10 protein-coding genes are annotated in these 12,210 nt (G+C 70.2%); 6 read left to right on the forward strand and 4 right to left on the reverse strand.

Annotation, left to right across the window (positions count from 1 at the left end):
* Positions 1-57: 57 nt before the first annotated feature.
* The 3 genes from ACODR1_RS11740 (at position 58) to ACODR1_RS11750 (ending at position 6,651) form a co-directional block, all read left to right on the forward strand.
* A complete protein-coding gene (locus tag ACODR1_RS11740; RefSeq protein ID WP_488880607.1) occupies positions 58-2,277 on the forward strand; it encodes a putative bifunctional diguanylate cyclase/phosphodiesterase in 2,220 nt (739 codons plus the stop codon).
* 402 nt (positions 2,278-2,679) lie between these two features.
* Positions 2,680-4,143 (forward strand): DEAD/DEAH box helicase, encoded by a 1,464-nt coding sequence (locus ACODR1_RS11745; RefSeq protein ID WP_488880608.1) that lies wholly within the window; start codon positions 2,680-2,682, stop codon positions 4,141-4,143.
* Positions 4,144-4,410: 267 nt separating this feature from the next.
* Complete coding sequence (locus ACODR1_RS11750) at positions 4,411-6,651, forward strand: sensor histidine kinase (RefSeq protein WP_488880609.1); 2,241 nt, start codon at positions 4,411-4,413, stop codon at positions 6,649-6,651.
* 157 nt (positions 6,652-6,808) lie between these two features.
* On the opposite strand, the gene ACODR1_RS11755 is transcribed toward ACODR1_RS11750, so the two are convergent.
* The 4 genes from ACODR1_RS11755 to ACODR1_RS11770 form a co-directional block, all read right to left on the reverse strand.
* Positions 6,809-8,359 carry a hypothetical protein gene (locus tag ACODR1_RS11755; protein WP_488880610.1) on the reverse strand — a complete coding sequence of 517 codons (1,551 nt, stop codon included), beginning with the start codon at positions 8,357-8,359 and terminating at the stop codon, positions 6,809-6,811.
* Positions 8,356-9,114 carry an ABC transporter ATP-binding protein gene (locus ACODR1_RS11760; RefSeq protein ID WP_488880611.1) on the reverse strand — a complete coding sequence of 253 codons (759 nt, stop codon included), beginning with the start codon at positions 9,112-9,114 and terminating at the stop codon, positions 8,356-8,358. The genes ACODR1_RS11755 and ACODR1_RS11760 overlap by 4 nt, the downstream gene beginning before the upstream one ends.
* A gap of 121 nt (positions 9,115-9,235) precedes the next feature.
* Entirely contained in the window at positions 9,236-9,649 is a 414-nt protein-coding gene (locus ACODR1_RS11765) for an OsmC family protein (RefSeq protein ID WP_488880612.1), read from the reverse strand.
* Between the two features lie 85 nt (positions 9,650-9,734).
* The gene (locus ACODR1_RS11770; protein WP_488880613.1) at positions 9,735-9,929 is read right to left on the reverse strand and encodes a hypothetical protein; all 195 of its coding nucleotides are present in this window, start codon (positions 9,927-9,929) and stop codon (positions 9,735-9,737) included.
* Between the two features lie 283 nt (positions 9,930-10,212).
* Between ACODR1_RS11770 and ACODR1_RS11775 the strand changes: the two genes are divergently transcribed.
* From ACODR1_RS11775 to ACODR1_RS11785, 3 genes are all read left to right on the forward strand, one after another.
* Entirely contained in the window at positions 10,213-11,175 is a 963-nt protein-coding gene (locus ACODR1_RS11775; RefSeq protein WP_488880614.1) for an acetyl-CoA carboxylase carboxyltransferase subunit alpha, read from the forward strand.
* Between the two features lie 155 nt (positions 11,176-11,330).
* Positions 11,331-11,762, forward strand: coding sequence for a carboxymuconolactone decarboxylase family protein (locus tag ACODR1_RS11780; protein WP_488880615.1), 432 nt, complete (start codon positions 11,331-11,333; stop codon positions 11,760-11,762).
* Positions 11,763-11,827: 65 nt separating this feature from the next.
* Positions 11,828-12,130: a hypothetical protein gene (locus tag ACODR1_RS11785; protein WP_488880616.1), complete on the forward strand. Its 303-nt coding sequence runs from the start codon at positions 11,828-11,830 to the stop codon at positions 12,128-12,130.
* The last annotated feature ends 80 nt before the right edge of the window (positions 12,131-12,210 follow it).

Raw genomic sequence — 12,210 nt, forward strand, 5'->3', positions numbered from 1 at the left:
TAGCACCTCGTTAGGCGTGAAACCGCCATTCAGCCTCGCGAGTGGAGGCGTATTTCGATGTTCACCCTGCGCGACACCGTTTCTTCCCTGGCCCCGGCGCGGGCGGAAGACCTCGGCAAGACGCTGTACGAGCGGTTCCGCGAGGAGCCCGACACCCTGATCATCCCGGTGCTGGACGCCGACGACCGCCCCGTGGGCCTGGTCGAGCGCAACGCCTTCTTCCTGCGCATGGCCGCCGAGTACGGCCGCGCTCTCTACGCCAACCGCCCCATCGAAGTGCTGATGGACCGCGAGCCGCTGGTCGTCGAGGCCGATGTCGAGCTGGCCGCCTTCACCAATGACAGCCTGTCCTACCGCGCCAGCGACCTGCTGCGGGGCTTCATCGTCACCGACGGCGGCCGCTATCTGGGCGTCGGCACCGTCATCGGCCTGCTGCAGGCCGCCAGCGAGACCAACCGCCGCAACCTCGACGCCTTGGCCGCTGCGAAGGCCGACGAGGAGCGCGCCCGCACCTTCATGACCGCCGTGGTCGAGTCCATCCCGTCGATGGTGTTCGTCAAGCGCGCTTCGGACCAGAGCTACGTCCTGCTCAACCGCGCCGGCGAGAAGATCCTGGGCTACAGCCGCGAAGAGATGATGGGCCGCACCGACGAGGCCTTCTTCGATCCGGTTCAGGCGGCGATCTATCACGCCCGCGACGCCGAGGTCGTGCGCTCGGGCGAGGTCAAGGTCATCGAGGAGGACCTGATCCCCCGCAAGGACGGCTCCACCGCCATCCTGCGCACCAAGAAGATCGCCATCCTCGACGCCGAGGGCCGCCCCGAATACCTGCTGGGCGTTTCGGAAGACATCGCCGAGCGCAAGCGGGCCGAGGCCCAGATCGCCCGCCTGGCGCACTATGATCCACTGACCGAACTGCCCAACCGCCTGTTGTTCCACAAGGACCTGTCGGACGCCCTGGCCCGCGCCGCGCGGCGCGAGGACCTGGTGGCCGTGCACTGCGTCGACCTGGATCGCTTCAAGGTGGTCAACGACACCCTGGGCCACCCGGTCGGCGACGCCCTGCTGAAGGCCGCCGCCGAGCGCCTGCGGGCCTGCGTCCGCGACGGCGACACCGTGGCCCGCCTGGGCGGCGACGAGTTCGCCGTGGTGCAGATGGGCCTGACCGACCTCTCCGGCGCCACGCGCCTGGCCGCCCGCATCGTCGAGGCCCTGGAGGCGCCGTTCGACCTTCTGGGACATCAGGTGGTGATCGGCGGCAGCGTCGGCGTCGCCGTCTCGCCCGACGACGGCCTGGACTGCGACGAGCTGCTCAAGAAGGCCGACATGGCCCTCTATCGCGCCAAGGCCGACGGCAAGGGCACCTTCCACTTCTTCGAACGGGCCATGGACGAGCAACTGCAGGCCCGCCGCGCCCTGGAACTGGACCTGCGCAAGGCGCTCAGCGAAGGCCAGTTCGAGCTGTTCTACCAGCCGCTGTTCGACCTGGAGGCCGACCGCGTCACCGGCTGCGAGGCCTTGCTGCGCTGGTTCCACCCCGAGCGCGGCATGGTCTCGCCCGGCGAGTTCATCCCGCTGGCCGAGGAAATCGGCCTGATCGGCGCCCTGGGCGACTGGGTGCTGCGCGCCGCCTGCGACGAGGCCGCCCGCTGGCCGCAGCACGTGCGCCTGGCGGTGAACCTGTCGCCCGCCCAGTTCCGCGACCGGCGCCTGGCCGCCACCGTGGTCCAGGCCCTGGCCGCCTCGGGCCTGGCCGCCGAGCGCCTGGAACTGGAGATCACCGAGAGCGTGCTCCTGCAGGACAGCGCCTCGAACATGGCCATTCTGCATGACCTGAAAGCCCTGGGCGTGCGCATCTCGATGGACGACTTCGGCACGGGCTACAGCTCGCTGAGCTATTTGCGCAGCTTCCCGTTCGACAAGATCAAGATCGACCAGACCTTCGTGCGCGACATCCTCGACGACGCCGACGCCCTGGCGATCATCAAGGCCGTGCTCGACCTGGGCGCCAGCCTGGGCATCACCACCACCGCCGAGGGCGTGGAGTCCGAGGAACAGCTGCACGAACTGCGCCGCCAGGGCTGCGGCGAGATCCAGGGCTACTTCATCAGCCGCCCCAAGCCGGCGGTCGAGATCGCCGCGCTGCTGGGCGTGGAGACGGCCACGCCGCGCGGGCTGTCGGAGGTGGTGGCGTTCTCGACGGCGGCGACACCCCCTCAGTCGGCTTCGCCGACAGCTCCCCCAGCGGGGGAGCATCTCGAAGAGCGTCGCGCCTAGAAAATCCTCCCCCTCTGGGGGAGGTGGCCCGAAGGGCCGGAGGGGGGCCGTTTTCCGCTTCCGAGGCGGCGGCCAATTTCTCACCAACTCCCCCCACCGATCGCTGCGCGATCGCCTCCCCCAGAGGGGGAGGTTCCTTTGCCCAACTCCCCGCAACCCCTTGCGCCCCAAGCCTCTCCCTTGACTTCGCACCTGCGATATACGATATGAGCCCCGCGCCAGTCGGCGCTATCGGTGCTCCAGCCGCGTGACGAACCCCACTGGGTTCAGCCTGTCGAGCGCCCTGAAAGCTTCTCATAGACCGCCCGTATCACGCGGGGCGCTCCCCACCGACCCGCCGCCAGGCGAGCCGTGCGAGGACCGCGCGCGCCGTCTTGCGACCGCATGAAAGATACGTCCGTAGTGACTCAATTCACCGACCTCGGCCTCGCCAAGCCCATCCTCAAGGCGCTGGCCGACAAGGGCTACACCCAGCCCACCCCGATCCAGGCCCAGGCCATTCCGATCGTCATGAAGGGCCGCGACCTCCTGGGCATCGCCCAGACCGGCACCGGCAAGACGGCCGCCTTCGCCCTGCCGATCCTGCACCGCCTGGCCGAGGACCGCCGTCCGGCCCCGCGCCGCGGCTTCCGCTGCCTGGTGCTGTCGCCGACCCGCGAACTGGCGACCCAGATCGCCGACAACTTCAAGGCCTACGCCGCGCACCTGGGCCTGTCGGTCGCCACCATCTTCGGCGGCGTCAAGTACGGCCCGCAGATGCGCGCCCTGGCCGCCGGCGTCGACGTGGTCGTCGCCACGCCCGGTCGCCTGATGGACCACCTGGGCGAAAAGAGCGCCACCCTGGGCGGCGTCGAGATCTTCGTGCTCGACGAGGCCGACCAGATGCTCGACCTGGGCTTCGTGGTGCCGATCCGCAAGATCGCCAGCCAGCTGCCGAAGGACCGCCAGAACCTGTTCTTCTCGGCCACCATGCCGGGCGAGATCGGCAAGCTGGCCGGCGAGCTGCTGAAGAACCCGGCCTCGGTGTCGATCACCCCGCAAGCCACCACGGTCGAGCGCATCGAGCAGTCGCTGATCTACATCGAGGCCCAGCGCAAGCGTCCGCTACTGGCGGAACTGCTGGCCGACCGCAGCGTCGAGCGCTCGATCGTCTTCACCCGCACCAAGCGCGGCGCCGACCGCGTGGCCAAGTACCTGACCGCCGCCGGCATCGAGAGCGCCTCGATCCACGGCGACAAGACGCAGGGCCAGCGCGAGCGCGCCCTGGCGGCCTTCAAGGCGGGCGAGGTCAAGGCCCTGGTGGCGACCGACATCGCCGCCCGCGGCATCGACGTCAACGACATCAGCCACGTCTTCAACTACGAACTGCCCAACGTGCCGGAGGCCTATGTCCACCGGATCGGCCGCACCGCCCGCAAGGGCAAGGACGGCGTGGCCATCAGCTTCTGCTCGGACGACGAGCGCAGCCTGCTGAAGGACATCGAGAAGGCCACCCGCCAGAAGATCCCGTCCTTCGACCGCCGCAACGACAAGGCCCTGGCGGCCGCCGCGGCCGTCGCCGACAAGCTGGCCCCGGCCGAGAAGTACGTCGACCCGCGCAAGGCCGATCCGCGCAACAACGTGCCGTCGGAACTGCGCCGCAAGCGCAACCGCAACGGCGGCGGCCAGGGCAAGAGCGCCCAGGGCAAGGGCGGCCAAGGCGGCGGCCAGCAGGCCCAGGGTCGTGGCGAGGGTCGTAACGGCGGCCGCGGCAAGGGCGGCGCTCAGGGCCAAGGCCAGGGCAAGGCGGCCGCTGGCGGCGGCGACTTCCGCGGCCCCAAGCGCGGCGTGCAGCAGGTCGAGACCCGCTGGAGCCCTATCGACTAAGGAGCCCGGCTCCCAGGAAAGGCCGCCTCGTCCGAGGCGGCCTTTTTTCTGCGCGCTGCCAAGGATCGGCGCTCCCCAGGGTCGAGCCCGCTCGCCCGCGCCGCGAAAACCACACCCCTGGGCCGAACCGACTGCGACGCTTGCGCGCAGGGGTCGCGTCCCGCCCTTGCAACCCGTCAGGCCGTCTGGCCATTGTTCGCCCGGACCCGGCTTTAGGGGAGCCGGTGGGAGGGACAAAACGCCATGCCGCAGGGCGAAGGGCGGAGCTTGCCTGCGTTCACGCGCCTGGCCGGCGGGGAAATGGCCGAGCGCGTGAAGGCTTTCGACTGGTCGAAGACCCCCCTGGGTCCACGTGACGCGTGGTCGCCCAGCCTGGCGCTCGCCGTCGACATGCTGATGGCCACCAACTTCCCCATGGCCCTGCGCTGGGGTCCTGAGCTGATCCTGATCTACAACGACGCCTACGCGCCCTCGCTGCGCGAGCGTCATCCCGACGCGCTGGGCCGGCCCTTCACGCAGCATTCGGACGCCTTCCGCGCCACCCTCCTGGGCATCCACCAGGACATCCTGTCGGGCGAGAGCGGCGGCTACGCCCTCGAACGCATGCCGCTTCAGGTCGAGCGCGAGGCCGGCGAGGCGCGGCTGGCCCATTTCGCCGTGAGCTATAGCCCCGTGCCCGACCAGACCGCGCCCACCGGCGTCGGCGGCGTGCTGATCTCGGCCGTCGAGATCACCGGCGCGGTCGAGACCGAGAAGGAACTGCGCACCACCCGGGCCCGCTACGACATGGCCCTGGACGCCGCCGGCGGCGTCGGCGCCTGGGAGTGGGACATCAAGGCCAACCGGGTCTATTGCGACGCCCGCTACGCCCAACTGCACCAGGTGGACCCCGCCTTCGCCGCGCAGGGCCTGCCGGCTCAGCGCTTCACCCCGGCCGTCCACGACGAGGACCGCGAGCGGGTGCGAGACATCGCCCTGGCGGCGATGCAGACCGGCGGCGATTTCGCCGACGAATACCGCCTGGTGCAGGCCGACGGCTCGGTGCGCTGGGTGGCGGCCAGCGGCCACTGCTATCTCGACGCCGACGGCCAGGCCGACCGCAACGCCGGCGTCGTCTTCGACATCACCGAGCGCAAGCGGATGGAAGGCCAGCTCCTGGAGGCCCGCCTCGACCGCGACATCGCCATGGAGGCGGCCGGCATGGGCCGCTGGGACCACAATCCCAGCACCGGCCAGCGCTACTGGGACAAGCGATCCTGCGAGATGTTCGGCGTGGCCGAGCCCGGTCCGCAGGATTTCGACAGCTTTCTGGCCCTGGTGCATCCCGACGATGTCGACGGCGTGCTGGCGGCCGTGGGCTCGGCCACCGACCCGGGCGGCGACGGGCTGATCAATGTCGAGTACCGCATCGTGCGCCCGTCCGACGGCGCCCTGCGCTGGATCGAGGTGTTCGGGCGGGCCTATTTCGAGCGTGGCGCCTGCGTGCGCTTCGTCGGCGTCGGCTCCGACGTCACCGAGCGCAAGGAGGCCGCCCGCAGGCTGGTTTCGCAGGAAGAGACGCTGCGCCTGGCCATCGAGGCCGCCGACGTCGGCACCTGGGACCTCGACATCAGGAACGACGTCCTGACGTGGTCGGACCGTTGCTACGCCATGTTCGGCGTGGCGCCGGGCACGCCCGTCGTGCGCGACGACTTCTACACCAACCTGCACCGCGCCGACCGCGACGACGTGCGCGAGGCGCTGCGCCGCACGCTGGATGGCCGCATCCGCGCCGACTACGACGTCGAGTTCCGGGTGATCGGCCGGGAGGACGGGGTCGAGCGCTGGCTGTCGGCCAAGGGCAAGGCCTTCTTCGACGCGCAGGGCAAGCCGATCCGCATGATCGGCACCACCGTCAACATCACCGACCGCAAGCGGGCCGAGCTGCACCTGCGGCTGCTGGTCAACGAGCTGAACCACCGCGTGAAGAACTCGCTGGCCACCATCCAGGCCATCGCCGGCCAGACCTTCCACGCCGCGCGCTCGCTGCCGGCCGCGCAGGAAGCCTTCACCGCCCGCATCATCGCCCTGTCCGAAGCCCACGACGTCTTGACCCGAGAGAACTGGGAAGGCGCCGACCTGCTGGACATCGTCGATCGCCTGGTGGCCGTGCACGGCGGCGAGGGCCGTTTCGTGCTGGACGGGCCGTCGGTGCGCCTGTCGCCCCGACCGGCCCTGTCGCTGTCGATGGCGCTGCACGAACTGGCCACCAACGCGGTGAAGTACGGCGCCCTGTCACGCCAGGGCGGACAGGTGACGATCAGCTGGAGCGTGGACTACAGCGGCGTGCCGCGCCTTTCCCTGCGCTGGCGCGAAAGCGGCGGACCGCCGGTGATCGCCCCCACCCGCCGCGGCTTCGGCTCGCGCCTGATCGAGCGCGGCCTGGCCTCGGAGCTGTCCGGCGAAGCGAGGATCGACTTCAAGCCCGAGGGCTTGGAGTGCGCGATCACGGCGCTGCTGGACTGCTGACCAAGGGTCCTCTCCCGAAATCGGCCACCTCTATAGCCGCTGAAAACGTCCCCCCTCCGGCCCACCTCCCCCAGAGGGGGAGGATCTATTGGCGCCGGCTCAAAGATGCTCCCCTCTGGGGGAGCTGTCGGCGAAGCCGACTGAGGGGGTCAGGCCCTCACGCCATCCGCAGCACCTTGGCGATCTGCTCGTCGCTGCGGCGCAAGGCCAGCATGGCCAGGCCCGCGCAGGCCAGCGGGATCGTCGCCCAGGGCGAGAGGCCCGCCACCGCGAGGCCGGTCGCGCCGGCCAGCAGGGCCGAGACCACCACCTCGGCCAAGGTGGCGAACCACGAGGCGCCCCGGCGGCGCTTGAAGTCGGCCCGTTTGCCCGGCTTCTGATGCCAGACGTTGATCAGGCCGCAGGCCCAGGCCGACAGCCCCGCGCCCAGCGTCGTCCACAGCGCCGTGACCGGGGCCAGCCACAGCAGAAGGCCCAGGGGAACCGCCAGCAGCAGCGCCACCGGCAGCAGGGCGGCGGCCAGCTTGGCCCGGCGCAGGCTGCGCGTGGCGGCCGGCGACACGGCCAGCAGGTCGGGGCTCTCCTCGGCCGACAGGGTGATCCAGGCCAGGCTCCCGGCCACCTGCCCGGCCAGGAACACCACCACGCCCGCGCCGCCGGCCAGGGCCGCGCCGCCGTCGCCGTGACCAGCGTTGCGGCTGAGGATCACCGCGGTCGGCACCAGGTAGAGCACCCGCAGCAGCACCTGCGACAAGAGGCTCGCATCGCGCAGGATCAGCCGCAGCTCCTTGGCCAGGGTGGCGGCGAACACCCCGCCCGCGAAGGCCCGGTCGCGCCCCTTGGCGGGCCTGGCGGCCGAGGCTTCGGCCCCTTGCGTGGCCGCCGCGGCGTCGGCGAAGCGCTTGCCCAGAGACAGCGCCGCCAGGACGAAGGCTCCTGCCCCGATCGCCAGCATGACCAGCAGCGGCAGGGGCTCGCCCAGCATCGCCTTCAGCGGCCAGTAGCCGATCGGCGGAATCTTCATGCGGCCTTCGGCGGCCTCGCGCGCCAGCGACTGGAACAGACTCTCGCTGGCCCGCTCGCCCATCAGCGTGCGGATCTGGCTGACCAGGAAGAAGGCCGCGCCCGTCAACGCCGCCAGCACCTGGGCCACGGTGCGCGTGCGGCGCGGGCCGATCAGCCGGAACAGGAACATGGCGAGCGTCAGGCCCGTGGCGGTGGCCAGCAGGGCCAAGGCCGCCAGCACCCCGAACAGGCCCAGCCACTTCGGATGCCCGAGGATGATCGCCGGTCCCAACAAGGGTGTGACGAAGATCAGGAACACCGTCAGCACGCCGGTCGCCACGCCCAGGGCCCGGACCAGCAGCACGGTGCGCGGCGCGATCGGCGAGGAAAACAGCAGGTCAAGATCGCCGCGCTCGTACAGGGCCTCGCTGGCCGCCGCCAGGGTCTGGGACAGCATCAGGGTGAAGGCCGTGGCGCAGCAGGCCAGGGCAATGGCGGCCGACAGCGGGACCACCGGCACGTCCAGCTTGCGCAAGGCCAGGCCGATGACCACCCCGCCGCTCAGCATCACCAAAGCCAGGATCGCAAGGCCGATCATCGCCCCGACGCCGCCCATGGCCCGCTTGCCCATCAGGGCGCGAAAGCTCAGCCGCATCTCGTGGGCGAGCAGCCAGGGAACCCCGCCGGGACGCAGCAGGCTCACGCGGGCGCTCCATCGGCGGTCAGTTGCAGGAAGACGTCTTCCAGGGTGTCGCCGCCGCCCTGCCCAGCCTGGGCTCGCAGGGCGTCCAGCGTGCCCTCGGCCAGCAGGCGGCCGCCGGCGATGATGCCGATGCGGTCGGCCATGCGCTCGGCGACCTCGAGAATGTGGGTGGTCAGGATCACCGTGCCGCCGGCGTCGACGCGGGCCTGCAGCATGTCCTTGACCAGGCGCGCCGAGGCCGCGTCCAGGCCCGTCAGCGGCTCGTCGAGGATCAGCAGGCGGGGATCGTGGATCAGGGCGCCGGCCAGGGCCACCTTCTGCTTCATCCCGCGCGAGAAGCCCTCGCACCGCCGCCGCGCCTCGCTCGCCAGGCCCAAGGTCTCCAGCAGTTCCACCGCCCTGGCCTTGGCGTGCCTGGGCTCGACGTTCCACAGGCCGGCGACGAACTCCAGGTATTCCAGCGGGGTCAGGCGGTCGTAGATCATCGCCTCGTCCGGCGCCCAGGCCGTCACCGCCTTGGCCGCCGCCGGATCGGCCAGGGCGTCGATGCCGAAGATGCTGATCGAGCCCTTGTCGGGCTTGGTCAGGCCCGCCACCATCCGCAGCGTCGTGGTCTTGCCCGCGCCGTTGGGCCCCAGCAGCGCATAGAGCTCGCCCGGGTGCACCGTCAGGTCCAGCTCGCGTACGGCGGGCTTGGAGAAGGTCTTGTCCAGCCCCCGGACGATCAAGGCTTCGGTCACGCTGGCTGCCCCCATGCAATCACGGCGGGCATGTGATCGCGATTGGGCGGGTGGCGCAAGGCGGCGGGGGCGGGTTGGGGCGAGCGGGCCAAATCCTCCCCCAGAGGAAGAGCATCTAGTGGCGATAGACCACCCCCTACGCCACCCGCGTCTCGACCTTCACGCCGGTGGTCAGCATCTTGTGCACCGGGCAGGCCTCGGCGATCTCCAGCAGGCGCTGGCGCTGCTCGGCGTCGAGGTCGCCCGATAGGCTGATGATCCGATCGAAGACGTCGGCCGGGACCTGGCCGGGCAGGCGCCGCCAGGTGGTCTCCACCCGCACCGCGCCCAGGGCCCAGCCCTTGCGCCTGGCGTAGAGGCGCAGCGTCTGGGTCGTGCAGGCCGCTAGGCCCGCGGCGATCAGGTCATGCGGATTGGGGCCGGTGTCGAGCCCGCCCTCGGAGGGCTTGAGGTCGCCGGCCAGGCGCGAAGGCCCGGCCGTGACCAGGATCTGCACGCCGCCGTGGCCGCTGTCCTCGGCGATGGCGGAAGGGCGGGCGATGTCTGTCATGGCGAGGATCCTGCGTGCGTCGAGAACGCCAATGTGGCGCCTTGCCCGATCATGCGCTTGGTCGAATCCGCGCGAACGTGAAGGTTCAGGCCGCCGCGCCGGCCCCGACCTTGAACAGGTGCGTGGCGCCGCGCCAGACCTCGACCTCGTTGCAGCCGCGATGCATGTCGAACAGCTCGCCGGCGCGCACGCGCGCGGCATGGTCGTCGGCGCAGGCCGTGACGTCGAAACGGGGAACCGAGCCGTCGCGCTCGACGCAGAAGAAGGTGAACACCTGCATGGGAACCATCGTCCTCATCAGGCGGGCCGTGTCCATGTTCGATGGGCGGGGCCGCAGCGCCAGCTGACTTCCGCAGCCGGCTCTTGAGAACCCAATATAATGATCGGCGTTCGATTCACCATAGGGGTTCGGTTTCTTAACAGGACTCAGTTGGGGAGGAATCCCGTGACCAGGGAATCCGTCGCCGAGACGGTGGTTCCAATTCCGCGTGAATGCGCTTTCCCTGGGCGTCATCACGCACTAGGTTCGCCAACCTTTCGCAAACGGCGACGTTAAGAGACTCATGGCCGCGCACTATCTCGATTTCGAGCGACCCATCGCCGACCTGGAAGCCAAGATCGAAGAGCTTTCAAAGCTTTCCGAGACGGCTGGTCCTGGCGCGTTCGACAGCGAGATCGGCGCCCTGCGCGAGCGCGTGCAGGTCCTTCGCAAGGAAGCCTATGCCGGCCTCGACGCCTGGCAGAAGACGATGGTCGCCCGCCATCCGCAGCGTCCGCACCTGCGTGATTATGTCGCGGGCCTGATCGACGAGTTCGTCGAGCTGCGCGGCGACCGCAAGTTCGCCGACGACCAGGCGATCGTCGGGGGCCTTGGCCGCTTCCGCGGCATGCCCGTGGTCGTGATGGGCCACGAGAAGGGCTACGACACCACCACCCGCCTGAAGCACAACTTCGGCATGGCCCGCCCCGAGGGCTACCGCAAGGCCGTGCGCCTGATGGACATGGCCGAGCGCTTCAACCTGCCGGTCGTCACCTTCGTCGACACCGCCGGCGCCTATCCGGGCCTCGGCGCCGAAGAGCGCGGCCAGGCCGAGGCCATCGCCCGCTCGACCGAGCGCTGCCTGACCCTGGGCACGCCGATGGTCGCCACGGTCACCGGCGAAGGCGGCTCGGGCGGGGCGATCGCGCTGGCCGGCGCCAACCGCGTGCTGATCCTCGAGCACTCGATCTATTCGGTGATCTCGCCGGAAGGCGCGGCCTCGATCCTGTGGCGCGACGGCGCCCGGGCCAAGGACGCGGCCACCAACATGAAGATCACCGCCCAGGATCTGATTAAGCTGCGCATCGTCGACCGCATCGTCGACGAGCCGGCCGGCGGCGCTCATTCGGATCCGGAAGCCGCCATCAAGGCCGTCGGCGACGCGGTCGAGGACGAACTGAAGAAGCTGTCGCTGCTTACGCCCGCCGAGCTGAAGCGCCAGCGCGCCGAACGCTTCTACGCCATCGGCCGCGAGGGGCTGCAGTAGCCCCCACTCCGGTAAGCTCCCCGCTTTCGCGGGGGTTTTACGGTTTCGGGGCGGTGGCGCTCCGCAAAATCTTCGGGCGCCATGTCACAAGACGGGCGCCCGTCTCGTCCTGATCTTCGAAGCCCCTTCCCAGGGCAGCAACGAGGACCAGGACCATGAGCGACACCGCCGCCTTCCGCCACGACAAGAACGTTCCCGCCGTCTACCAGGCCTTCATCGCCGCCGAGCAGGCGGTGGCCGCGGCTGGCGTCGCCCCTCGCCTCCTCCACCTGCTCAAGCTGCGCGCCTCGCAACTCAACGACTGCGCCTTCTGCGTGAAGATGCATTCCAAGGAGGCCCGCGACGACGGCGAGACCAACGAGCGACTGGATCGCCTGACCATCTGGCGGCACGTGGCCGACTACACCCCCGCCGAGAAGGCCGCCCTGGCCTGGACCGAGGCCCTGACCCAGCTCCCGGCCAAGGTCGACCTGGCCCCACTGCGCGCCGATCTGCGGGTCCACTACAGCGAGGTCGAGGCCAGCGCCCTGACCGCCCTGGTGGCGATGATCAACCTGTGGAACCGCCTGGGCGTCTCGGCCCACTGAACCGGCATTGAACAACCCGCCATGCGGGGCGTTGCCCAAGCTCCCCCGCTAGAGGAGACGCCCGCATGGCCCAGACCTTCGAAGACGCGCTCGAGACCGTGCTGGCCTGGCTGGAAGCGCCGCCGCCATCAGGCACGGCCGAGGAAGCCCACTTCCTGGCGGCGATCGAGCGCGTGCTGGCCGAACCCGACGGTTCGGAGGCCGACGCCGAGCAGGCCGCCGCCATCGAGGACATTGTCCGCGTCGACGACGATCTGCGCCAGCGCCTCGCCAAGCTCGCGAACGCCCACCGCAACCCCTTCGGCGACCACCCCGACGGCATCGGCCCGACGCTGGGCATGGACCTGGGGACGCGTAGCAAGGATTAGCCGGCCCGCCCCACGCTTACAGCTTGACCGTACCGAACGCGGCGCTGCATCTGCCCTCATGCGCAACTTCCGCGCGATTG

It is taken from the genome of Caulobacter sp. FG7 (genome assembly GCF_057808875.1).